General features: G+C 38.8%; 25 protein-coding genes. All 25 read left to right on the forward strand.

Going from position 1 to position 25,558, the window contains the following annotated elements; all coding sequences use genetic code 11:
* The first annotated feature begins 43 nt into the window (after positions 1-43).
* The 25 genes from flgK (at position 44) to T501_RS02405 (ending at position 25,400) form a co-directional block, all read left to right on the forward strand.
* On the forward strand, positions 44-1,900 hold the full coding sequence (flgK, locus tag T501_RS19805) for a flagellar hook-associated protein FlgK (protein ID WP_050008073.1): 1,857 nt from the start codon (positions 44-46) through the stop codon (positions 1,898-1,900).
* Positions 1,901-1,914: 14 nt separating this feature from the next.
* The gene (locus tag T501_RS19810; protein ID WP_050008074.1) at positions 1,915-4,104 is read left to right on the forward strand and encodes a flagellin N-terminal helical domain-containing protein; all 2,190 of its coding nucleotides are present in this window, start codon (positions 1,915-1,917) and stop codon (positions 4,102-4,104) included.
* Between the two features lie 163 nt (positions 4,105-4,267).
* Positions 4,268-4,729, forward strand: coding sequence for a flagellar assembly protein FliW (fliW, locus tag T501_RS02295; protein WP_026509863.1), 462 nt, complete (start codon positions 4,268-4,270; stop codon positions 4,727-4,729).
* A 59-nt stretch (positions 4,730-4,788) separates the two neighbouring features.
* Positions 4,789-5,010 (forward strand): carbon storage regulator CsrA, encoded by a 222-nt coding sequence (gene csrA, locus T501_RS02300; RefSeq protein ID WP_026509864.1) that lies wholly within the window; start codon positions 4,789-4,791, stop codon positions 5,008-5,010.
* A gap of 251 nt (positions 5,011-5,261) precedes the next feature.
* Positions 5,262-5,741: a flagellar protein FlaG gene (locus T501_RS02305; RefSeq protein ID WP_050008075.1), complete on the forward strand. Its 480-nt coding sequence runs from the start codon at positions 5,262-5,264 to the stop codon at positions 5,739-5,741.
* Between the two features lie 117 nt (positions 5,742-5,858).
* Positions 5,859-7,442, forward strand: coding sequence for a flagellar filament capping protein FliD (gene fliD / locus T501_RS02310; RefSeq protein ID WP_044913044.1), 1,584 nt, complete (start codon positions 5,859-5,861; stop codon positions 7,440-7,442).
* 100 nt (positions 7,443-7,542) lie between these two features.
* Positions 7,543-7,974: a flagellar export chaperone FliS gene (fliS, locus tag T501_RS02315; RefSeq protein ID WP_242845471.1), complete on the forward strand. Its 432-nt coding sequence runs from the start codon at positions 7,543-7,545 to the stop codon at positions 7,972-7,974.
* A 50-nt stretch (positions 7,975-8,024) separates the two neighbouring features.
* Positions 8,025-8,552: a hypothetical protein gene (locus T501_RS02320; protein WP_155994768.1), complete on the forward strand. Its 528-nt coding sequence runs from the start codon at positions 8,025-8,027 to the stop codon at positions 8,550-8,552.
* 8 nt (positions 8,553-8,560) lie between these two features.
* Complete coding sequence (locus T501_RS02325) at positions 8,561-9,559, forward strand: hypothetical protein (RefSeq protein WP_044913047.1); 999 nt, start codon at positions 8,561-8,563, stop codon at positions 9,557-9,559.
* A gap of 55 nt (positions 9,560-9,614) precedes the next feature.
* Positions 9,615-10,076, forward strand: coding sequence for a flagellar assembly protein FliW (fliW, locus tag T501_RS02330; protein WP_044913048.1), 462 nt, complete (start codon positions 9,615-9,617; stop codon positions 10,074-10,076).
* Positions 10,077-10,447: 371 nt separating this feature from the next.
* Complete coding sequence (locus tag T501_RS22450; protein ID WP_044913049.1) at positions 10,448-12,115, forward strand: flagellin N-terminal helical domain-containing protein; 1,668 nt, start codon at positions 10,448-10,450, stop codon at positions 12,113-12,115.
* Between the two features lie 146 nt (positions 12,116-12,261).
* Entirely contained in the window at positions 12,262-12,564 is a 303-nt protein-coding gene (locus tag T501_RS02340; protein WP_044913050.1) for a hypothetical protein, read from the forward strand.
* 5 nt (positions 12,565-12,569) lie between these two features.
* Entirely contained in the window at positions 12,570-14,381 is a 1,812-nt protein-coding gene (locus T501_RS02345) for a motility associated factor glycosyltransferase family protein (protein ID WP_044913051.1), read from the forward strand.
* 382 nt (positions 14,382-14,763) lie between these two features.
* Positions 14,764-16,605 carry a flagellin N-terminal helical domain-containing protein gene (locus T501_RS20605; protein ID WP_044913052.1) on the forward strand — a complete coding sequence of 614 codons (1,842 nt, stop codon included), beginning with the start codon at positions 14,764-14,766 and terminating at the stop codon, positions 16,603-16,605.
* A 157-nt stretch (positions 16,606-16,762) separates the two neighbouring features.
* Positions 16,763-17,047 carry a hypothetical protein gene (locus T501_RS02355; RefSeq protein ID WP_044913053.1) on the forward strand — a complete coding sequence of 95 codons (285 nt, stop codon included), beginning with the start codon at positions 16,763-16,765 and terminating at the stop codon, positions 17,045-17,047.
* A gap of 24 nt (positions 17,048-17,071) precedes the next feature.
* Positions 17,072-17,749: a DUF3990 domain-containing protein gene (locus T501_RS02360; protein ID WP_026509876.1), complete on the forward strand. Its 678-nt coding sequence runs from the start codon at positions 17,072-17,074 to the stop codon at positions 17,747-17,749.
* Positions 17,727-18,365 (forward strand): helix-turn-helix domain-containing protein, encoded by a 639-nt coding sequence (locus T501_RS02365; RefSeq protein WP_044913054.1) that lies wholly within the window; start codon positions 17,727-17,729, stop codon positions 18,363-18,365. Before T501_RS02360 ends, T501_RS02365 begins: the two co-directional genes overlap by 23 nt.
* A 178-nt stretch (positions 18,366-18,543) precedes the next feature.
* A complete protein-coding gene (locus T501_RS02370; protein WP_044913055.1) occupies positions 18,544-18,756 on the forward strand; it encodes a type II toxin-antitoxin system Y4mF family antitoxin in 213 nt (70 codons plus the stop codon).
* Positions 18,757-18,782: 26 nt separating this feature from the next.
* Positions 18,783-19,103, forward strand: coding sequence for a HipA N-terminal domain-containing protein (locus T501_RS02375; RefSeq protein WP_044913056.1), 321 nt, complete (start codon positions 18,783-18,785; stop codon positions 19,101-19,103).
* On the forward strand, positions 19,100-20,044 hold the full coding sequence (locus tag T501_RS02380) for a HipA domain-containing protein (RefSeq protein WP_044913057.1): 945 nt from the start codon (positions 19,100-19,102) through the stop codon (positions 20,042-20,044). Before T501_RS02375 ends, T501_RS02380 begins: the two co-directional genes overlap by 4 nt.
* A 340-nt stretch (positions 20,045-20,384) precedes the next feature.
* Complete coding sequence (locus tag T501_RS02385; protein ID WP_050008076.1) at positions 20,385-21,383, forward strand: Gfo/Idh/MocA family protein; 999 nt, start codon at positions 20,385-20,387, stop codon at positions 21,381-21,383.
* 9 nt (positions 21,384-21,392) lie between these two features.
* Entirely contained in the window at positions 21,393-22,181 is a 789-nt protein-coding gene (locus T501_RS02390; protein WP_044913058.1) for a transcription termination/antitermination NusG family protein, read from the forward strand.
* Between the two features lie 127 nt (positions 22,182-22,308).
* Positions 22,309-23,661, forward strand: coding sequence for a Gfo/Idh/MocA family oxidoreductase (locus T501_RS02395; protein ID WP_044913059.1), 1,353 nt, complete (start codon positions 22,309-22,311; stop codon positions 23,659-23,661).
* A gap of 438 nt (positions 23,662-24,099) precedes the next feature.
* The gene (locus tag T501_RS02400) at positions 24,100-24,966 is read left to right on the forward strand and encodes a hypothetical protein (protein WP_044913060.1); all 867 of its coding nucleotides are present in this window, start codon (positions 24,100-24,102) and stop codon (positions 24,964-24,966) included.
* Positions 24,963-25,400 (forward strand): hypothetical protein, encoded by a 438-nt coding sequence (locus tag T501_RS02405; protein ID WP_044913061.1) that lies wholly within the window; start codon positions 24,963-24,965, stop codon positions 25,398-25,400. Before T501_RS02400 ends, T501_RS02405 begins: the two co-directional genes overlap by 4 nt.
* Positions 25,401-25,558: the final 158 nt, after the last annotated feature.

Below are 25,558 nucleotides of genomic sequence, written 5' to 3' on the forward strand. Positions count from 1 at the left end.
CAATTTCATGAACGGATTTACTTTAGAAAGAAAGGAATAACATATGCCTTCAACATTTTTTGGATTAAACATAGCGGCGTCAGGACTCAGGGCAGCAAATGCAGCGCTGAACACAACTGCAAATAATATCGCAAATGCCAATACTGAAGATTACAGCCGTCAGAAGGTAAATCAGCAGGCATCGGATGCGCTGAGACTTTTTACAAGTTATGGATGCGCGGGTGCAGGTGTTGATACCCTTTCAATCGAGAGAGTGCGAGATGAGTTCTATGACGTGAAATACAGAACCAATGAAACACTTCTTGGGCGCGTATCCCAGAGAAATTATTTTAACCAGTTGACCCAGGAGTATTTCAAAGATGAGGGAACAACCGGATTCTCAAGCCTGTTTTCAAAAATGCAGTCAGCCCTTCAGGATGTTATGAAGGCCTCAGGAACAACGGAGTCAAAGGCAACCTTCGTCTCATCAATGTCCCAGATAACGGACTATTTTAATTACATGTCAGAATCGCTAAAGCAGCTTCAGAATGACATAAATCAGGAAATCAAAATGGACTGTGACAAGGTCAATTCCTACGCACAGCAGATCTGCTCACTTAACGAACAGATAAACATAATAGAGATGCAGGGTTCAAGGGCAAATGAACTTAGAGACCAGAGAGACGGACTTCTTGATAAGCTTTCCAAGATTGTAAATATCGATGTTAAAGAAACAAAAGTAGTTGATGCAAGCAATCCGGAAAGGGAGACAGGTGCCACAAGACTTATCGTAAATATTGCAGGAAAGCAGCAGCTCCTTGACAGCTATTCCTACAGACGACTTATCTGCGTAGCAAGAGATGAAGATGAAAATGTAAATCAAAGTGACATTGTAGGATTATATGATATAAAGTGGGCTCCTTCAGATTTTAAAGATGGCGATGACTCCAGCAGACTTGACGTATTTAATCTTGATAACAAGCTGATCGGCGGAGAGCTTCAGGGCCTTATCGATATGCGTGACGGAAATAACAGTTTTTACTTTAACGGAGTAGTCCAGAATTCTGAGAAAAATAAATATACCGGCACTACAAAAGTTACCATAAAAGTAGATGATCCGCTTTTGAAGGACATGAACAAATGCACACTTCCACCCACAGGAAAACTGGAAGTTGCAAATAAAATCTACTCCTATGAAGAATGGCAGTATGACGGAGGAGATACCTATACATTTACATTGACAGCAGAGAGTACAGCCTCCACAACGCCGCCATCAGAGAGGACAGCCAAAGCGGGAGCAGACTTTGAATACCAAGGAATCCCTTACTACATGCAGCAGATGAATGAATGGGTCAGAAAGTTTTCAAGCAGGGTAAATGAGATAATGTCCAAGGGTTTTACTGCAGATTCACTTGAAGGACAATACATTTTTTCAGGAACCAATAGTATGGATTCCAGCTCGCAGTACTCATATCCGCAGCTGACAACACTTTCCAATAATAAAGGCTATTACAATATTACAGCAGGTAATTTCATCGTAACAAGAGAACTCAGGGCAAACTCAGATCTCCTGGCAACCAAGATGGATGTAACGGAAGGTGAGTCAGAATATAGAAATATAGAATTACTGAATGAATTTCTTACCAAAGAAGATATATTCAGGGGCGCCACAAGCGGAGAATTCCTGGACAAGGTACTTGGAGATGTGGCACTTAACGCAAGCAATGCTGAGACACTTGAACAGACCTACACAGCCCTTGAGAAAACAATCGGCAACCAGAGACTTTCAGTAATGGGTGTTGATGAAGACGAAGAAGCATCTGCACTTGTTCAGTTTGAGCACAGCTACACACTTAACTCCAAGATGATCAACACACTATCTCAGGTTTATAACAGACTGATACTTGAGACCGGAGTATAAAGAGAGGATTTACCATGAGAATTACCAACAAAATCATGAACAACAACTCACTCTATAATATCAACAACAATAAGGTTGTTGAGGATGAGGTTAACACTCAGATGGCCACCGGAAAAAAGATAGCAAGACCTTCTGATGATCCGGTTATAGCGATCAGAGCCCTCAGACTTCGTTCAACTGTATCACAGCTCGAACAGTATTATGACAAAAATGCGAAGGATGCAAAGAGCTGGATGGATGTTACAGAGGATGCACTCTCAACTATAACGGATGTGCTTACGGATGCGATAATGCAGGCTAACAGAGGTGCAAACAAGGATCTTACGATGGCAGATCTGAATACCATAGTTACTCAGCTTGATGCACTTTCTAAAGAGTATTACTCCACAGGTAATGTGGACTATGCCGGTCGTTATGTTTTCACAGGATTCCGCACAGATACAGCATTATCCTATGACAAATCTACGACAGAGAACTTTACAGATATAAATGACGAATTCAATGCGGCAGATGTATCCAGGTCCTTCAGAACACTTAACATGCATTACCTTGATGCAGGAAATATTCTCAATGTCAGCGGAGGCGGTTTCATAAATGAAACAAAGGAAGTTGATATAAGGCAGGTTGATATCGGAAGAATCAGACTATCCTATGACAACCTTGATTATAGTGAAGGGGATGGAAAGCGCTCCGAGCTTAAGTTCAGGGAAAATCTGAACAAAGAAGCAACTGCATCGATTACCGATACAGGACTTACATATTTTGATATGACCTTTGTGAATTCGGAAGGTATTGAGCAAAAGGCCTACATTCCGCTTTCAAATGTATATTCAGTTACTGTTGGCAACTACACATATTCTGCTGAAAGAGCAAGCGCAACAGATCCTGAAAGAGGATATATAATAAGCGTTACAGATCTTTCAACCTATGATCTGTACCAGTTTGAAGTAAGTAAGGACGGAGTTTTAACTGACTCTGATGGAGACGGAAACCTGGATGTTCCGACCGGAATAAAAAGTGCAATTGTATCCACACATACTACCAGCGTTTCATCCATAGATTTTGCAGATGGAGAGAACACCGAGACTACAGTACCACTCCTTGGACCGGTTGGGCAGGAATACACCATCGAAACTCATAATGGTTTCATAGCAACTGTCAATGGTGACGGAACATTTACCCTGGAAAAGGAAACGGATTATGATGAATATGATAATCCTACAAAGACTGTTATCAAAGTTACTGAAAATGGTAGTATTCACACTTCCTACAAGGAAACTTCGATAGAGATTGATTCATCACGTATCCTTTATTCAACATCCACTGAAGACGAGATTGATGCAGCTTATAAACAGTTAAATGGCGACTATGCTCCAAGAAGGGCTGACTTCGACACAGGTGATCCCGTTAATGATGAAAAAAATTATGAAGAAGCATATGAGGAATATCTTAAGACCTACAACAACATAGTATTCTTAAATGCAAAGACTGGCGAGGTTCTTTTGAACAATTATTTGACAGAAAAGCTGGCTGCACTTCCATTCATCATAAATGCCAATACTACAGATGTTGTTTATGACAAGAAGGAATGGCAGACAGGAGATATAAGACCTCAGAATCTGTTCGCATGTGTGGACAATGATGAAGTTATCTACAACGGAGGAAATGCTCCTCATGAAATTCAGTATGATGTAGGATATTCACAGAAAATTACTATAAATACCAGTGCAACATCAGTTTTCACGACAACTGTAAAACGAGATGTTTTCGATCTTGATCAGTTAGCAGCTAAGCTTAATAACGTAGATACAACCATGAATACACTAAAGGATAAGCTCGCTACACTTACGGATGAAAAGGAAAAGAGAGTAGTTCAGAATGAAATAGATGCATGCAAAAAGGCTTATGACTATTTAAGACAGAATATTCAGGAAGAGTTTGAACATAAGATTACAAGTATGCAGGTTGCTCTGGATAAAGCAAATGTAGCAGTTACTGATAATGGTACAAGAAGTAAGAGACTTGAGCTCATCAACTCCAGACTTCAGGACCAGAATACAACATTTAAGACATTACAATCTGACAATGAGGATGCGGATCTTGCCGAGACAGCTACGAATCTTGCCACTGCGCAGCTGACTTATCAGGCAGCGCTTATGGCAACAGGTAAAATAGGAAAAGATACACTTATGAACTACATCTGATATAGTTATTACTCTGGCTGCTAAATATCATCAAGATACTAGACTAGAGTAATATATTTTACCTTGCTAAATATCGTTAGTTTTTATACAATCATTAATAAGAGAAAGTTCGATGAAATGCTTAAACAGCATTTTACATATTTTCATATGGAGGGGCACCAGAATGAAATTAAAAACCAGAATTTTCGGAGAAATTGAGATTGAAGACAGCAAGATCATAGAGTTTCCGAAGGGCATAATTGGTTTTCCGGACATGACTCAGTTTGCACTGATGCATGATAAGGACAAGGATACCAACAACATCAGATGGTTGCAATCACTTGATGATCCGGTATTTGCAATGCCGGTTATGGATCCTCTTTATGTTAAACCGGATTTCAATCCGGTGGTTCAGGAAGATAGCATTAAGGATATCCTGCCTCTGGATGATGAGGATCTTTTGATTCTTGTAACAGTAACTGTTCCGCAGGATATTACCAAGATGACAGTTAACCTTAAGGGACCTATCATTATTAATTCGGGTAACTGCAAGGCATGCCAGATCATTATCGACGATGATGATTATCCTGTTAAGTACCCTATTTATGACTATCTTCAGAAACAGAAGGAAGCAGCTTCAGAATAATATCACATCAAAAACTTCTGTTGGGAGTTCGGTATAAAAAAGGAGAGGAAGGAAGAGCTATGTTAGCATTATCCAGAAAAAAGAATGAATCTATTATCATTAATAATGATATAGAGATCACAATTTTAGATATCAGGGGTGACCAGGTAAAGGTCGGAATAGCGGCGCCGAAAGAGGTGCCTATCTATAGAAAAGAAGTTTATCTGCAGATTCAGGAGGAGAACAAAGCGGCGACAAATACCGATGGTATTTCTGCACTGGCTGATCTGCTTAAGAAGTAAAGTACGAGGGAGTTGTTACACAGTTGGGGGTAACAGCTCCCTTTTTCTATATTAACAGACTATTAATATTCTATAAAATTACTATAAGATGCTAAAGGTTTGACATCTTCATCCGATATAATGGATATAGGAAACTATAAGTATGACCTTTTATGACGGTTCTTAGTTAGTTCAGAGCTGAATATGCAGAGGATACTTATAATAGTGCGGAAAAGGATAGCCGCTGTGATAAACACAAGGAGGTGAGAGAGATGGCTATGGATGCAATTAGTAATGTAGGCGCATTGAGCAAAACTCAGATTCCTGAAGTTCAGAAAGCAGAACGTGTAGTTAACTTTCCTGAAGGTGGAGCAGGACAGAATCAGGAGAAACCTGATTTTTCATTGAATACTCCTCAGCATACAGCTCAGGCAGCACAGGCAGCACAGGTAGCAGCCGCAGAGCAGCAGGAAAACAAAAACAGTAACGTTCCGACTCGTCAGGAAATAACAGAAGAACAGATTGATGCTGAGAACAAGCGAATCAAGAACGCGATCAGCGAGATGAACAAAAAGCTTATCAGCAACTCAGAGGCAGTCTTCGGTATTCATGAGGATACGAACCGTATCACCATAAAAATCGTGGATAAGACAACCAGAGAGACAATAAAAGAGCTGCCACCGGAGAAGACGCTGGATATGATCGCAAAAGCTTGGGAACTTGCAGGACTTATGGTCGACGAAAGAGGCTAAAAAGGTTCTTTTGAAAGCAGTTTTAGAACGTGCAAGGGGTATTCTGCGCTTTTTTCAAGCTGGTTCTGGCGAATGTAGAGAGTGCAGTATTTTATATACCCGGGAAAGGAGCACCATATGACCATGAGAATAACCGGACTCGCTTCCGGGCTCGATACAGAGAGTATAGTTACCGAGCTTACGAAGGTAGAGTCAAAAAAGGTTGATAAAATAAAGAATGATCAAAAAAAGCATGACATGAGGATGGACAAGTGGAAAGACCTTAACAAAAAGGTAGTAAGTTTCTACAACAAGACTCTGAGTAACATGCGTTTTGATTCGAGCTATATAAAGAAGACGACAACGTCTTCTAATAATGATGCAGTTTCCATTACCACCAGCGGATCTGCGATGAACAGTATGCAGAAAATGTCAGTAGACAGACTTGCAAGTAGTGCGTATATGACCAGTTCTAAGCTTAAATCCAAGATGGGAGATGGAACTGTAAGCAATACTACTACTCTTGACAATCTGGTAGGATACGGATCTGTAACAACAGATGAGAGTATCAAAAATAAAGTTCGCATAAGATTTGGGCCGGAGCCTGAGGCAGGTGCCAAGGATGAAAGAGAATATGTTGATATTGAAATTAAGGGATCAGAGACAGTTGCTGAAGCCCTTGCAAAATTCAAAGATGTAAAATCTGAAAGTGGCTATGGCTTAAACGCAAATTTTGATTCAAATCAGGGACGTATCTATCTGACATCAACTACTTCCGGTGAAGCAGGAAGCTTTTCAATAGACTATAGTGCGACAGACATGAATGTGATTTTTGCTCTGGGAATGAATAATTCCAATGACATGAGATATAATGCCGGTGAGGATGCTCAGATTACTTTGAATGGTCTCGAATACAAGTCCAATTCAAATACGTTTGATATCAATGGTCTCACAATTACTGCCAAGCAGGTAGCTTCAGACATAAGCCTCACAACTGAAGATGACACCAGCGGTGTATATGATATGGTTAAGGGATTCCTCAAGGAATATAACGAACTCATCGGTGAGATGGCTACATATTACAATGCGGAGAGTGATAAGGAATATGATATCCTTACCGCTGAACAGAAGGAATCCATGACAGAAGAGGAAATCGATGAATGGAATAAGAAAATCGAGGACGGTCTTCTTTCAAAAGATGCAACTATCGGACGTGTTATGCGCGAGATGAAGAATATTATGCTCGGCAGTTTTGACATGGGTGAAGTTGATAAGAATGGTAAACCTTTTAAGACATCTTTTGCTTCATTTGGAATCGCAACGAGAAGCTATTTTGAGACAGAAGAGAATGACAGAGGCCAGTGGCATATTGACGGCGATGAGGATGACGAGTATACAAGCGGAAAAGATGATAAATTAAAAGAGATGATAAAGAATAATTCTGCGCTTGTAAGCAGCTTCTTTAAGCAGATTTCTAAAAATATGTACAGTAAAATCGGTGATCTTATGAAATCAACCGAGTTTTCAAGTGCATATACATTATATGACGATAAAACTATGAAGAAGCAGGTAGATAAATATAAGACCCAGCTCAAGGAAGCTCAGGACAAACTTGGAAAGGTTGAAGACAACTATTACAAGAAGTTTTCTAACATGGAAAAAGCTATGACAAAGCTGAATGAGCAGACTAATTCCCTGGCTGGAATGCTTGGAACAGGTTGATTTTAAAGTTCGAATTCTTGTGGGCTTTTTCTCTTTGGCCCACAGGAAGACATTGTTTTCTAAAAGTATAACGACAAGATACAACACGGAGGTGAATTCTATGCCGGTAGCAAGGAATCCTTATGCGAAGCAAATGAATCAGTATCAGAATACAAGAATTCAGCAGGCTAAGCCTGAGGAACTTACTCTGATGCTTTATGAGGGTGCCATAAAGTTTTGCAATATTGCCATTATGGGGCTTGAGAATAATGACGAAAGAAAGTTTACAACATATCTTTTAAAGGTAGAAAACATAATAGACTACCTTAACAATACCCTCGACATGAAATATCCTGTTGCAAAGGATTTTGAAAATGTTTATAACTATCTCATGAAAAGGCTTGTTGAAGCTGATCTTCATAGAGAAGAATCAATGGAGATCATGAACGAGGTAAATAAGCATATTCATACCATGCGTGATACATGGGTAGAGGCCTGCAAGATAGCTAAGGGGCAGGCACCTGCACCTAAACCGGTTCCTGCGGGGGCGTAAAGAACTGTAGCTTTTAAATGGCTAAATGTATTTGTCAGCTTGTCTGACGGATGAGGAATAATGGGGATCACACGACTGAAGAAAGTGGGGAAGATAAAGTGACAGAGTCATATCTGGACATGATGGAAGAGAGCCTCAGGGAAAAAATAAAAGTACTTGAAGATATAATTAAGGAAAATGAGGCTCAGAAAGAAATACTGGAAAGTACAGTAGCATTTGATGAAGCAGGATTTGATGAAGCAATTAGTCGCAAAGGCGAACTGATAGGGCGGATTGAGAATCTAAATGACGGATTTGAAAGCTTGTACGAACGTGTAAAGGCTGAACTTCAGGATAATAGAGATAAATATAAAGAAAAAATAGCTGTTTTTCAGGATCTTATAAGGCAGATAACTGATTTATCAAGTTCAATAGAGGCTGGCGAAAAGCGCAACAGAGCGTTGGCAAAAAGTTATTTTAGTATGGCCAGGGATAAAATGAATCAGGGCCGAAGATCTTCACAGGCAGCTCTTGATTATTATCTTACGATGAACAAATCCAGGATTACACCGCCTCAGTTCTATGATACGAAGAACTAGGTGATAATGTGAATGAATTTCCGATTGTAAAGGAATACGAAAATAGAATAGTAGAGATACTTTTATGTGAGGATATTACAGAGTGCTTTGATGAAATGTTACAGATCGGGGCAAGGATAATCAGCGGAGCGCTCTCGCCTGAAGGTAAGAGAGAGCTTGCTGAGCGTATCAGAAAAAGTATCTATTTTCTTCCAACGGAAGATACACCGGATATGCTGCGTCATGTAGCATATCTTCATTTAATGGTGCGCCTTACTGAGAGTAAGGAATTTTACACAGAATTCCTTTCTTATGTAGATGGCATGCGCATTGATGAACGATATAGATTTTTCTTATTAATGCAGGCAAGATATCTATCATATCAAAAGCCTTACATCATTACGTTTGAATCAGACAGATTATTCCATAAAATTTATAAAAGAAGTAAACAATATTATGCAGATATATTAGGTAACTTTGGAAGTTATCTGAAATTATCCCAAAGAAATGCAGGACAGACAGTTATTCTGACACAGCAGTATTTAACTGATACCCACAGGGAGACACATATCACTAATCTCATAGCACAGGAGATTATGATAAGTATGTGCCAGAATGTTTTCATAATAAATACTAATGATCTGCTGCCGGTTACAAATGTGGTGCCGCTCTTTGGAATAGAGGGGCATAATTCCATGCAGTACCTTGCAAATGCCAACAGCGTTTTTGTGAGAGGTCTATCAGTACCTTATTTTCAGTGTGATGACAAGATGCCATCACCTGACGAGCTTAAGATAATACTTGGTACATTACGAGAACTCAGACCGGAGTATATTATCAGCTGTGGTGATCATTCAATAACAGCTTCACTGGCTGCAAAGATTGTTCCCGTAATTCCGGGATATCAGATAGCACCTGATGATAATCCACAACATATCAGGGAGAATCTTCTTAATTACAGAAGAATGATTGAGGAAAAGAGATTTTGGCAAATTCGTTTTAAAGTTAGCGAAAATATGATAAACTGAAACGTGAAGGATTACGGAGTAATCGTGCCAATATTTATAGTAGGAGGGAGAGAAAATGAAAGTAAATACCAGGATTTTTGGAGAAGTGGATATCGAGAATAGTAAGATTATAACAATGCCCTTTGGGCTTGTGGGATTCCCTGATCTTCAAAAATTCGCACTTATCCATGACAGCAAGAAGCCTGTAGGTGCATTGTGGTATTTACAATCTATGGATGATCCTGATATTGCATTACCTGTTATAGATCCTCTTACGATTAAACCGGATTATAATCCTCAGATTGAGGAAAGTGACGTTGAGCTTCTTGAGCCACTTACAGAGGAGAATTTACTTCTGCTTGTTACAATTACTGTTCCTGAGGATATTACAAATATGACTGCTAATCTCAATGCACCGATCCTCATTAATTCAGATACCGGGAAGGGTGCACAGATAGAGATAGTATGGGGAAAAGAGGAATATATAACAAAATATCCTATATATGAATATTTGAAGAGCAAAAAAGAAGAAAAATAGAAATTAGCTAATTATTTATAAAACCATCAAAATGATTGTAAAAATTGCTTTACGCACCATCATTTTGATGGTTTGACTATTTATGAAAACGATAAAAATGGGAAGGACTTTATTTTAATTTATAAATAATTTATATTTTTTTTGAAAATAGGGGTTAACTTTATGATAGTCCGTCCGATATAATGTATGTAAGAACACATATGCATTTATTATGTGGCACGGAACGCAGAAAGATGCATTAGTGTATATAGTAGGATAGGCATTGAGAAGTAGCCTAGGAACCTGCTCAGATGTATATCCGAATCTGATACAAAATTCATTTTTTACTACGGCAAAAGGATTTGCCGCGTACACAAACAAGGAGGTATATTATGGTAGTACAACACAACGTGACAGCGATGAACGCTAACAGAATGCTCGGAGTAACAACTGGTTCACAGTCAAAGTCAGCCGAGAAACTCTCATCAGGTTATCAGATTAACCGCGCAGCAGATGATGCAGCAGGGTTATCAATATCCGAAAAGATGAGAAAGCAGATCAGAGGTCTGGATCGTGCTTCAACAAACGCTCAGGATGGTGTTAGTTCTGTACAGACAGCAGAAGGTGCACTCACAGAAGTACACGATATGCTGCAGAGAATGAATGAACTTGCAGTTCAGGCAGCTAACGGAACAAACAGCACAAATGACCGTCAGTCCATCCAGGACGAGATCGATCAGCTGACAACCGAGATCGACCGCGTTGCAGAGACAACCAAGTTCAACGAGACATATTTGCTTAAGGGCGCTACTGGTTACAGAGATAAGTACATGGTAGGTCATGACGCTGGTCTTGATGGAACACTTGCAGATGGTCTTGATGCAGGAAAGACAGCTACATTCACAACAACCATCGATGCTAATACTGATGTTAAGATTGCAGGAAAAGATTACCACGTATACGAGAAGGCACAAGATGATATCGATAAGCTGCAGAAAGATATCAAGCTGGGACAGGATGCCGGAAATACTGCATCTGTATCAATCAATGGAACAACTTATGTTGCATCTAAGAGTTATGAAGCTAATACAAACTACATAAATGATCAGATTGCAAAGGCTCAGCCAGACTCTGATGGAAAGATTACTCTTAAAGATGCAGATGGAACAACACTCAAAAATGCTGATGGAACTGAGGCTAAATTCAGTGTTGGTATTTCTGCAAATAAATTGACAGCTGCACAGCAGAAGGCAATGACGACTAAGTCAGATGGCACATCTGTTGTAAAGAATGATATCTTCAAGTATGGTGACGAAGAGTTCACAGTTGAGCAGATGAAGGCTAAAATCGTTGATGGTGCGAAGGTTTCCATCACTGATGAGAATGGCAATGAGCTCACAAAGGGTACTCGTCAGGCAGTTGATACATCACTTGATAAGAACATCTCTGTTGCTACGGCAGCAAATAAGATGGCATCTGCTCTTAAGCAGGCTAACCAGATTGGCGTTGATGCAAGTAACCAGAGTAAGGTAAAGGTTAACCTTACAAAGGATAGTGGCACTGGCAGAACTGGTCTTAAGGATGATGAAATCAACAAATCTTCACAGAAGATTACATTCTCTATCCAGAAGAGCTTCGCAAAGGTTTCCAAGGATCTTGGACTTCAGCTCCATGTAGGTGCTGACGCTGATATGACCAATAAGATCATGATCAACGTAGAGGCCATGAGCGCTAAGAACCTCGGCGTACAGAATCTGAATGTAGTAGACAGCACAGGTGTTGCCGCTACATATGCAATCGATGCTATCGAAGATGCTATCAAGAATGTATCTAACCAGAGATCCGCACTTGGTGCGGTTCAGAACCGCTTAGAGCACACAATTAAGAACGTTGATAACGTAGTAGAGAATACCACAGCAGCTGAGTCCCGTATCCGTGATACAGACATGGCTTCCGAGATGGTTTCCTACAGCAAGAACAATATTCTTGCTCAGGCTGGTCAGTCTATGCTTGCACAGGCTAATCAGAGCAACCAGGGTGTTCTTTCACTCCTCGGCTAATTTAGTTAGCAAATTACTAAAGTACATTAAGTACACCATAAAGAGAGCTCTCCCGAAAGGGAGGGCTCTTTTCAATAGTTGTAACGACATGGTATAATTTTCAGTATATTAAATGAAATGTTAGACGATTTAATGCGGTGATGGTTATGGCAAGTTTAAAAGAATTGGGAAGACAGGTAATAAAAAATAATGATAAGGCTGCAGACACTATTTACCAGAGAAAACCAGGTGGAGCCGAAATGATTGCACCTGTTATGAAGCAGCTTGTTATGTTTACAGAATTACTGGTACAGAGCGGCAAGATAGATTCCAATAATGCAGTTCAATTACAGAGGTGGCAGGCAGATTTTGGGAAACTCGCAGCTGCTAATGAAGCAGGTGACCTGATATTGGCAGCGGATATAATGCATCATGATCTGAATAAACAGATAGAGGAATGGATTAAATAAGGAATATGATTCAAAAGAGCGAAGAAATAAGAGAAAAGAACTTCAAGGCATTTGAAAAACGATATGGGTTCAGGCCACAGATTGCTGCGAATGAAGACAATGATTACAGGATGGAACTCGCGAAAAATGGCGACCCCATCCTTTTTATTAAGGGAGCAACGCCCGATGGCAGTGATCTTAGAATGAACAGTGAGTATGACCCGGATTATGAAGCCCAGCGTTGGTGCGAGAAATTTGAATTTATAAATAGAAGGACAACAGTTCTTTTTTTTGGTTTCGGAGCAGGATATCATCTGCGGGCACTGATACGAAAAATGCGGCCTGACACTATGTTTTATGTGTTTGAACCTCAGGAGAGCCTGTTTTCATTTATCTGTGGATTCATAGATATTGTTGATCTAATAAATGATAGTAGGGTGAGTCTCTTCGTAAATGAAAAACAGAGAGGATTGTATGTTAACAGCGCAATGATGGACGTTGTTACATTCAATTCAGAGACAGAAGGGATAAAAACGCCATTTTATGTAGAAGATAAGCAGTTTTTGGATAGCTGTGAAGCAGTGTCCGGAATTATGAGTGGACAGCGCAATTACCAGAGAGAGCGTGGAAGAGCAAGCCTTAGATGCAGAATATATGCCTGGACTCATATGAGAGATGCAGCTATTTTAAGGGATTTAAGAGCGGTATTACCGGCTGATATACCTGCAGTGATAGTTTCTGCTGGACCATCACTTAGTAAAAATGTGGATGTTCTGAAAAAGATAAAAGGGCATGCATTTATCATGTGCAGTGACAGAGCACTTGGTGTTCTTGATGCGCATGGTATTGAGCCAGATGTAGTTTTATCAGCTGAGCCGGTAAAGGATCCTTCATTTTTAAAATATAAGGTAGCAGATAATATACCACTTTTGTGTTCCATGCAGGCAAATAGTGAGGCACAGGAATTATTTAGAGGACGGTGCATATATTTTCATGCTCTTCATTATGAGAATGAATTGTTTGGAGAGAGGGTTGAGGCGGATTTAGAAGGACTGGACCTTGGAGGAAATGTGTCTGGTGCGTGTTTTGTAGCCTGTGAAAAACTGGGAATAAAGACTATAATTCTGATTGGTCAGGATATGGCATATCTGGATGGGAAACACCACGCGGATGATTTGGAATCCGGTGGGGATGATGCGAAAAAGTCAAAGATAGTTGAGCTTCCGGGGGCTTTGGGAGGCACAGTTATTTCCTGCGGAATGTGGAGAGAATTCAGGGATTTCTTTGAGCGGAGAATAAAACTTAATCCTGAGCTTCACGTTATTGATGCAACTGAAGGGGGCGCACTTATTCGAGGATCAGAAGTTAAGACATTGGAAGAAGTTGCTGATGAATTGAGTTCAGAAACCTATAATCTGCCTGAGATGATAAGAAATATTCCAAGGGCTCAGACAGAGGATGAATATAAGGAAACGGTTGAGGAGCTTAAAGCTTGGTGCACTGACCTGGATATGATAAAGAAAAATGCGTCAGAAATAACGACTCTATGTGAACAATTGCTGAAGGTGTGTAAATATCAGGATATAAATGACAGAAAAAACAAGAAAAAGCTGGATAGACTTGATAATCTCAGACGTGAAATTTACCTAAAAACGGTAAATGCTCTTTTGGAGGAGTTTTGGGTGGAGGATGTGTATTCAATACCTGATTATCAGTTTGTTATCAGAACAAATGAGGAAGCTATACCGGTTTTTGAAACAGCAATAAATTATTTTTCTCATCTTCCGGAAAACTGTGACAGTTTAAAAGAGACAATTTTGGAAGCAATTAATGCTTAGAGTGAAATAATATTAGAACAAATTTATGATTGGCATACTATATTAACTGATTGTGCAAGGGTAAAATTTCAAATTTTTGAATTTTTTTATTCATTTGTATAAAAGCTCAAAGCCGCATGGATACTGCGATTTTGAGCTTTTTGTATTTTTGTTTTTGCATTTTTGAAATAAAAAATCAAAAAAATTTCAAAGAAGGGGTTAAGTAATCGAAAAACCGAACGATATATAGAGTGTAAAAACAAATACAAACATCGTCAAGGATGATCGATGTGGGAGCGCACTCAACTTAATAAGAAACTTTTTAATTTGAATTTTTTTATCAAGCAGGCAGTCTCTGACTATACGGATTATAGGATGAACTGCACCCACATGGAGGTATAATATGGTTATCCAGCATAATATGACGGCGATGAATTCTAATAGAATGCTTGGCATTACAACAGGTGGTCAGGCAAAATCTTCTGAAAAACTTTCCTCAGGTTATAAAATAAATAGGGCAGCAGATGATGCAGCAGGACTTTCAATTTCAGAAAAAATGAGAAAGCAGATGAGAGGTCTTGATAGAGCATCAACAAACGCAGACGATGGTGTAAGTTCCGTACAGACAGCAGAAGGTGCACTTACAGAAGTACACGATATGCTCCAGAGAATGAATGAGCTGGCAGTTCAGGCAGCAAACGGAACCAACAGTGAGACAGATCGTATTTCAATACAGAATGAGATACAGCAGCTCACAACAGAAATCGACCGCGTTGCAGAGACTACGAAATTTAATGAAACCTACCTTCTTAAAGGATCAACAGGTTTTCATAATGTATATATGAAAGCGCATGACGCAGGTCTTGAAGGAGTTCTCGGAGATGCAGGTATTAAGGCATCCTTCAGAATGGATATCAAAGACGACAGTAACGTAAAGATCGCTGGAAAAGAATATCACGTATACACAGACGATGATAGTATAGCAAGTATCCAGCAGGCAATTCAAAGAGTAGCAAACATAGCAGCTGACGGATTTAGCGTTGAGTCCAGAAGTCAGATGTGGCCAGATGGAATTGAGAATCCTCCGGCTGGAAAGAATGCATATGAATACGATAAGATTGAAAAAACTGAGAAGGATGGAATCACAACATATACATCCTATGATAAGAATGGTAATGAGATCGAATCCTGGAAGGATAAGATTCAGAATAGAAACGGCGAATGGTCAAATAATCCTCCTGGAACCAGAACTGATGGAATAACATCTGTAGCTTATGCAAGGGCTTCAATGATTAAGCAGACAGTTGTAATAGATGGAACATCATATGTAACTGCACTTGATTCTTCAACTCATACAGAAGTTGTTTTCAAGTTTGGTGAGCAGGAATTCTCAGTTGAAGAAATCAAGGCTAAGGTTAAGGATGGAACAATCGTATCCGTATCAGATGGTGACTCAGAGTGGCCAAGAACCGCTGTAGATGAAACACTTGATAAGAATATCCATGTAAGTACAGCAGTCTCAAAGGTTATGGATGCACTTGTACAGGCTAACAGAGTAGGCGTAGATCCTTCTAAACTCAGTGAAGTAAAAGTTACTCTTAAACCTACAAGAACAGCAGCTTATGCAGATACTACCGGAACATATACAGGCGGTATAAAAGATACAGGCGATCTCATTAACGGTGTTGATGATGTATTCAACAGAGATCCTAACGAGAAGAATGCAAGATGGACCAAGGCTGATGATGGAAAGACCAGACTTACCGGATATGTTGGAGCAAAAGGCGGCACATATGTATTCAGTATCTCTAAATCAACAGCTCAGGTTGCAAAAGATCTTGGAATCAGTCTCCATGTAGGATCTGATGCAGATATGACTAACAAGATAGGAGTAAGAATTAAGCCTATGACAGCAGCTTCTCTTGGAATCCAGAATCTTACAGTAGCAGATTCTACAGGAATTGCAGCAACATATGCAATCGATGCTATAGAAGATGCCCTTAAGCAGGTATCAGAGCAGAGATCAGAACTCGGTGCAGTACAGAACAGACTTGAGCATACAATCAAGAACCTGGATAACGTAGTTGAGAATACAACAGCAGCTGAATCCAGAATCCGTGATACAGATATGGCAGATGAGATGGTTACCTACAGCAAGAACAACATCCTCGCACAGGCAGGACAGTCAATGCTGGCTCAGGCTAACCAGAGCACACAGGGTGTTATGTCACTCCTTCAGGGTTAAGCTGAGAAAACCTGATGATATCATTTCGAATCTGATTCGGATGTGTTACGAAAAGCTCGCAAAGCAAACGCACTTAAAACTAAATTCAATCAAAATCAATTATGCTGGGGCGCTCTCCATGATGGAGGGCGCCTCTTTTATCATATAGGAAATTCCGTTGGATTTCCTATATGATAACAGGCAGAAAGTTGAGCAGGAGGCTAAAGTACTAAATGATGCAACAGCTGGAATGTATCTTGATTTTTCAATGTTTTTCCAACTGGCAAATTGCTATAAGAGGAAGCTTAGCGATCTTAATGGGAAAAGTATAAAGGCAACTGTGACAGTACCTGCAAATCTCCTCACAACAGAAAAGAAGAGAACCTTTTATCTGGTAAGCGTGCATAACGGAGTGTTAAGAATACATGGAAGTCTTGAAATAAATATCGCTGTGGCGATATAATACTGCTAAAGGAGAAAGTATATTATGAAAGAGACAATTTACCATGGATCAGATCATATAATTGAAATGCCGGAGTATGGACTTGGCAGTATGAAAAATGATTATGGCAGAGGATTCTACTGTACAAGAAGCCTTGAACTGGCTAAGGAATGGGCTTGTGGCAGGGGGAACAGTGGGTATGCTAATGAATATGAGTTAGAGATGGATGGATTAAAAATTCTTAACTTAAATGAAGAACCTTATAACATTCTTAACTGGCTGGCAGTTCTGACCAAGCATAGAACATATTGGCAAAACAGTAGTATTTCTGCGGATGCAAAGAATTATTTACAGGATAATTTCTATGTAGATTTGTCTGAGGCAGATGTTGTCATAGGCTATAGGGCAGATGATTCATATTTTACTTTTGCACAGGATTTTGTGGCAGGTGCTATTTCCTTGGAAAAATTAAAACGGGCTATGCATCTTGGAGAACTTGGCGAACAAATTGTACTAATAAGTAAGAAGGCATTTGAAAATATAAAATATATTGGTAGTCATGAGGCAGATGTTGATATTTACTACAATCAGAAAATGGAAAGGGACGGCAGAGCCAGAAAAGAATATCGTGAGGAAAAACGTTCTGCTTCTGAAATAAGTGAACTATATATGTTGGATATTATGAGAGAGGGCATGCAAAATGGAGATCCACGCTTACGATGAAATGTATATCGAATCTGCACAGAACATAATGGGACATATGTTTGATTTTGCAATTAATGAAGTTGGTATAGATGCGGATAAATATGCCGGTATGTTTGCAATTTCACCAATTGCCATCCAGATGGAAAAGGGAAATCCTACCTATGTAGCCGGGAAAACCGGCCCTGAGATAGTCAGGTTGGTTTTAGAAACTGCAGGTTATAATGTACCTATACCGCAGGATAAAATGTATATTGACAGAAGCCCTGAGTATTGGGGAGGATGGGTACTTTCCTACTATCAGTGGGTTAGAGATTTGCATTTTTCCTATATTTTGAAGGCTGTGCATTTTTCTGAATTATTGAGAATGTATCCTGTTTTTCATGAAATGGATATTATGAAGTTTGTTGAAGAGCTAGATTACAAACTGCAAACATATTATCCTGATACTGCTTTGAAACGTTATAGAACCAGACTGGGAATATCACAAAAAGAATTATCGATTAAATCCGGAGTATCACTAAGACAGATTCAACTTTTTGAGCAAAGACAAAGAGATATAAGGAAAAGCCAGGCAGAAACTGTTTTGCAACTTAGTAAGGCTTTAGGCTGTGATATGAAGGATTTGATAATGTGAAAGGGATTTGTCTGAGACAGAGTATGGAAATGAAGATGGCCGAGGATGAAATTCGAGGAAAAGGAAAAATATACCCCAAAGGGTATAAAATAATACAAAATGTCAATATTACACCCAATAAGGTATAAAATAACTAGTATGAGTTGAAATTATACCTTATAGGGTGTAAATTTGTATTATGAATAAAATAGCAGAATATATAAAAACAGAACGAAAAAAGGCAGGTTTAACTCAGGAAGAATTTGCACTACGTGCAGGTCTTGGGCTTAGATTTGTGCGTGAACTTGAACAGGGAAAAGAGACCGTACGCATGGACAAAGTTAACCAGGCACTCGCCATGTTTGGAATGGAAGCAGTCCCAGGGGAATTATCGCGCGATATAGATGTTTGATTGAAAATATTTACAGGTGAAAAATTATGAGTAGAAGAGGCAAGGTTTATGTTCAGGGAATTCCGGTGGGAGAAATATCCGAAGAGGATGATGGTTACTTGTTCAAATACTATGAGTCATATTTACAAAATGAAGGAGCATTAGCCGTAAGCTTGACACTACCTTTGCAAAGTGAAGAGTATAAATCAAATGTCTTATTCCCTTTTTTTGATGGGCTCATACCAGAGGGGTGGCTTTTAAATGTTGTAGAGCGGAATTGGAAGGTAGACAGTAAGGATAGATTTGGGTTAATGCTTGCATCGTGCCGTGACTGTATAGGAGATGTCTGTGTGGAGGCTGTTGAATGAGATGTTTATGCTGTAATAAGGAAATAAATATTGCAGATGCGGAGTCGGTAAGAATAGGATGGCATAAGAAATGTGTAAAAAAATTCTTTGGTACAGAACATCTTCCGGAATTGGATATTGATGATGAAACATTAGAGAAAATGGCAGATGCAGCTGTAAATAAAGGGCTTACTATTCCCGGAGTCCAGAAGAAACTATCTGTTCATTTAAGCAGAGATGCCGGAGTATCCAAACTGACTGTAATAGATTATCCAGCAGGATATATCATTAAACCGCAATCTGCGATTTATAAGTATCTGCCCGAGGCAGAGTTCATGGTAATGAAGATGGCCGAGGCTATGGGTATAAAAACAGTACCTTGCGCACTTATCAAGACAGATGGCAGTTACACCTATATTACTAAAAGAGTTGACAGAAATAAGAGCAAAATGCTGGCTATGGAGGACTTTTGCCAACTTTCTGAAAGAATGACAAGTGACAAATATAGAGGCTCCTATGAAAACTGCGGAAAAGTTATAAAAAAATATTCACAAAATATTGGAATTGATTTGGCAGAGCTATATTATAGACTCTTGTTTTGTTTTGTGACCGGTAATTCCGATATGCATTTGAAGAATTTTTCACTTATCGAAAATGCTCCTGGAAATAGAATATATGGTTTATCACCTGCATATGATTTATTACCAGTGAACCTACTTCTTCCGGAAGATCTGGATCAAATGGCATTGTCATTAAATGGTAAAAAAAGAAATATCAGGAAAAAGGACTGGATGATACTTGCTGACAATTTTGGACTTACGGAAAGAGTGGCAACAAACTTGATCGGTAAAATCAAGGGTGCAAAAGATGTAATCATTAATGAGATAGGATTCTCATATTTACCGGAAAAAATGAAGGAAGATATGATAAAAATTGTAGAAGCTAGAATGGCAGTGATTTAGAATTAGGCTGTGATGTGATGAAAAACGAAAAGTTGATATACAATTTCGGTCAGCGTATTGAATTTGTACATGACTTTAAAAATTTCCATATAATTTCAAGAATTTTGTGAAAACTATGGTATAATATTATTATATTTTTTAAAGTTTGCACCGTGACAACTTCAAATTTGATTTTTGCTTTACAGGATTGCTTAGATGTAATATTGCAAAGAAAAAAGAACAACAGTCAGAAACAAATTAATAGAATTATTAACCACCGTAAAGCAGAGATGAAATATGAAGCTGCTATGCGGTGGTTTTTATATTATGGTATGTTAGCGTTTTCGATTGAGGGGAGAAAATGATACAACTTGGCATGATCGGTACCGGAAGAATTGCCGGTAGAGCCGTTAATGAAATAAAAGAGGTTGAAGACCTCTGTCTTTTTTCTGTATTTAATCCCAATAAAGAACACGCAGAAGAATTTGCAAAAAAATATAATATTGATCACGCATATGCTGATATAGATGAATTCCTTGAAAGTGTTGATGCGATTTACATTGCTTCGCCGCACGGAACACATTATGAATATGCTAGAAAAGCACTGACAAAGAAAAAGCACGTGCTCTGTGAAAAACCAATGGTACTAAGCGGCAGTGAAATCAGAAATCTTTATGAAATAGCTGTAACTAACAACATTATTTTGATGGAAGCTATAAAAACAGCTTATTGTCCCGGATTTCAGAAACTTGAAGAGGTAGTAAAAAGTGGTGCTATCGGCAGCGTAATTGACGTAGAAGCAGCATTTACAAGACTTACAGATGGAAATGTAAGAGAACTTACTGACATAACAAATGGTGGGGCGTTCACGGAATTTGGCAGTTATACTATGCTTCCGATATTTAGATTTCTGGGCACAGACTATAGGCAAGTGTTTTTTCATTCAATTCCTGTTAAGCATGGTGAGGGTGTGGACGGCTACACAAAAGCTATATTTAAATATGAAAATAAATTTGCCACAGCAAAGACAGGACTAACTGTTAAAAGTGAAGGCCAACTACTGATATCAGGGACAAGAGGATACATACTCATTCCATCACCCTGGTGGCTTACAAGATATTTTGAAGTACGCCATGAAGACCCGAAACAAATTGAGAAGTATGAATGTGAATTTGAAGGGGATGGCTTAAGATACGAATTTAAGGAATTTTGTAAAAGAATTAGTCATGACACAGGAGAGATACCGAAAGGCGTAGAACATAATAACTGTCACAATGATATAGAAGAACTACTTAATCGAGAGAAGTGCGAGGCAGTAGCACGGGCAGAAGTCTTTGAAAAAATGCTGAAGGACAGATGAGGGACATAAATGGCAGACACCTGGTACGTGGTTCAGGTCAAGAGCGGTGATGAACACGAGCTTAGACTACTAATAGAAAACCGGAGCGGCAATGACCTGAAAGGGAAATGTTTTGTGCCACTTTATGAAGAAGTAAGAAGAAGTGGTGGTAAGTGTAACATATATTTCAGAAGGCTTTTCCCGGGATATATATTTGTTGAAAGTGATAATCCACAGAACATATTTGAGAATTTAAAGAAGGTCCCGGAATTCACCAAACTCCTTGGAACCGTGGAAGATGATGGGACTAAGTTATTCATACCAATTGGGGATAAGGATAGAGAATTCCTTCAGACACTTTTTACGGATGGAATGATGCATGTTAGCTATGTTCATATGGCTAAAAATGGAAGAATAGATAAAATTGTGGGGCCTTTGGCAAATTACAAAGATCATATAACCAAATTGGAAATGCGTCATAGAATGGCCGTAGTTGAAGCAGAAATGTTCGAAAAAAAGAGAAAAGTACGATTTGGCTTATGGACAGATGATGATCCCACTCTTCCGCAATTGCAAAGGCAGTTAGATATATTCGACAACGATGAAAACAATAAAGGAGATGTGCTTACAGGAACTGTAGCTATAGATATCGGAATCCACGTTGGCGATAAAGTCGTCGATGAAACCGGAATATATGGTGAACAGATCTTTACAGTAGAAAAAGTAGATGCGAAGCACAGAACCGTGATTTCTTCATTTGAAATGTATGGGACTACCGCAAGAATAGAGCTTAGAGCAGATGATGTCAAAGTAATATAACTCAAAATATTATAAAAATCTAAAGATGGTCCGATATATATAAGAAGTAATAAGTATTCTTGTGGATAAAGCAGTGAAAACTCATAAGAATCAGTAGTAACTGTGATATAGGGTAGAGGGCACGCCAATGAAAAAGGTCATAACCTACGGTTCATTTGATTTATTTCATGAAGGACATTATAGGATTCTCGAACGTGCAAAGGCACTTGGAGATTATCTTATTGTGGGTGTGACCACAGAACATTTTGACAGGCAAAGAGGAAAACTTAATCTGGTTGACTCAATAATGACCAGAATAGAAAATGTGCGTCACACAGGCTTTGCAGATGAAATCATAGTTGAAGACCATGTGGGGCAAAAGGTTGAAGATATTCAGAAATATGGAATTGATACCTTTGTGCTTGGGTCTGACTGGGAAGGAAAATTTGATTACCTGAAAAAATACTGCAATGTGGTCTATCTTGAGAGAACCCCCAATATATCATCTACCTTCCTAAGACATGACAGAATGAGGCTGATCAAGCTGGGAATTGTTGGGACAGGCAGAATAGCAATAAGATTTATAGACGAGACCAAATATGTTTCAGGTGTGGAAGCAGTAGCGGCATACAATCCGGATGAGATAAGTCTTAGCAATTTTGCTGTTAACTATCCGGTTCTTACTTTTTCAGATTATTTTGATGAATTTTTAAATGAAATAGATGCAGTATATATAGCATCGCCTAACGAAACCCATGCAGACTATGTCAGGAAGGCTATATTGGCGGACAAACATGTACTGTGTGAAAAACCAATGACCTTTACTTATGATGAAGCAGTAGAGCTTTACGGACTTGCCCATGATCATGGAGTAGTCCTGATGGAAGGAATCAGGGCTGCGTATCTTCCGGGATTTCAGCAACTCCTTACAGTGGCTACAAACGGGAGCATAGGAGATATTTGTGACATAGATGCATGTTTTACACGAATAGGCATAAAGAATTCCAGAGAAATGTCAGATGCAAAATATGGTGGGGCTTTCATGGAATATGGAAGCTATACATTGCTTCCGATATTTAAACTATTTGGCACAGAATACGAAGACATAAGGATTGATTCTATTCTAGGTGAAGGCGGAATTGACAGATTCACGCGAGTACAGTTTTTATACAAAGATCGAATGGCTACATCAAAAACCGGAGCCGGGGTAAAGTCTGAAGGACAACTTGTAATATCAGGGACAGAAGGATACATAATTGCTCAATCTCCCTGGTGGCTCATTCAGAGTTTTGACGTGAGATACGAGGATCCTGATAAGGTAGACCACTATGACTCACCATTCATCGGTGGAAGTGGATTTAGATATGAAATAGCAGAATTTATTGGCAAGATTAATAAAACAAGCGGTAAAGATTACAAACTGACATCCCAGGAATCAATTGCTATGGCAAAAGTCGTAGAAAAATTCATGGGAATTCGAAGGCAGCAGCAAGGCTGGTAGGTATTTTTAAAGAAATAAAGCAGGCAGCAGGGCTTGAAGATAGGTATTTTTAGATGTAATGCAGGCAGTCAGCTGTTAGATATTTTTATGAAGCATTGTAGGTATCAGGGCGGTTATACTGACGGTGCCAAGGATGTGGACATATTGAAGGGGAGGTAGTTACATCAAAAGGTTGATGTGATGTGGCGAAGCTCGGTCAAAATGCGTAATCAAAATACAACTTGACAACAGCAAAGTTAAAAGATAATATGATTACTGTTCAAATGCCATAAAGGTATCCGGGCAAATCGCTCAAATAGTTCCATGTATACTACAGATTATTGGGGATTGTTGTATGAAGTTTTGTTCTGCTTATTGCTTATTTTAGTAGTGAGTAAATCTGATTAATTCTTCGTCCTTTATGGTTATTTGAATCGAAATAATCATAAAGGAGGAAAGATGGAAGAAGGAAATAACATTAAATGGCATCCGGGATTTTATGCAGGCATGGAATTTGGATTGCGTCAATACAGACAAATACTAAAATTCACCCCGGAACATACGCTTGCTAAAGAGCCTATAAAAATGGATCTGTTGATTATAAAAAAGAATAGTAAGATCATAATCAACAATGCTATAGGCAGAATATTCAGTACATACAATATAGTGGAGTATAAAAGTCCTGAGGATAACCTTACAATAGATGACTTTTATAAAACTATTGGATATGCATGCTTTTACAAAGGATATGGTGAAAGAGTCAATCAAATTGATGTTTCGAACATGTCGATATCAATATTTAGACATAAACACCCTTATAAGCTCTTTAAGATACTTAGCAAATTAGGAGCTTTGGTTGAAGAGAATAGTAAAGGTGTGTATTATGTTAATGGAATTATAAATATCCCTACTCAGATTATCGTTGTTGATGAATTAGAAGATGAGACTTTTTTAGCGCTAAAGATAATGACTAAAAATGCAAATGAAACTATTATAAGAAAGTTTATCAATGATTCAACTGCAATCAACAATAAGGCAGATCAGATAAACGTGGATGCTATTTTACAGGTTAGTGTATCGGCCAACTATGAGCTATATGAGAGAATAAGGAGGGAATCGACTATGTGTGATGCATTGAGAGAACTTATGAAAGATGATATAGAAAAAGAAAAGGAACAGGCAGTAGAGCAAGGAATACAGATATTTATTGAAGATAAGCTTGAAGATGGCATAGCAGAGGATGTAATTTTAGCTAAATTACAAAAGCTGTATAAACTTTCACCTGAGAAAGCAAAAGAATATTATGATAAGGAGGTGAAAAAGTGACTTTAACAGCAGAAGATTTAAAAGCAATAACTACGATAGTCAGGAATGAAGTAAATGAAGGAATAAGTGGACTAGAAGAACACGTAAGTGGGTTAGAAGATCACATAGGTGGATTAGATAATCATGTAAGCGGTTTGGATAGCCGTATAAGTGGTCTGGAAAATCGCATAGGTGGTCTTGAAACTCGCATAGGTGGTCTTGAAACTCGTATGGATAATGTAGAGTCAGACATAAAAATAATCAAAGTGGATTTACTGGAAAACAATATTATTCCCAGACTTACACATATGGAGCAATGTTATTTAGACGCATCAAACAGATACATAAATAAATCTGATGAATTCGATAAGAATATATCCAGAATAGGTATAATAGAGAATGTAGTTACAAAGCACTCTGAACAGATTCAGGAATTACAGTTAAAACAAGCATAAACAGGAAAATTAAGCGCAGCATAGGCTGCGCTTTTATAATACAAAAATGATGACTTTTTGTGGGCAAAAGCGGAAATCGCCCGCAAAAATCCTGCCTTCGGCAGGACACGCCCCTCGCTTCGCGAGGACCTGGTCCAATACGATTCCCGTTTTTCTGA

The sequence above is a fragment of the Butyrivibrio sp. WCE2006 genome (genome assembly GCF_000701985.1).
Classification (GTDB): Bacteria; Bacillota; Clostridia; order Lachnospirales; family Lachnospiraceae; genus Butyrivibrio.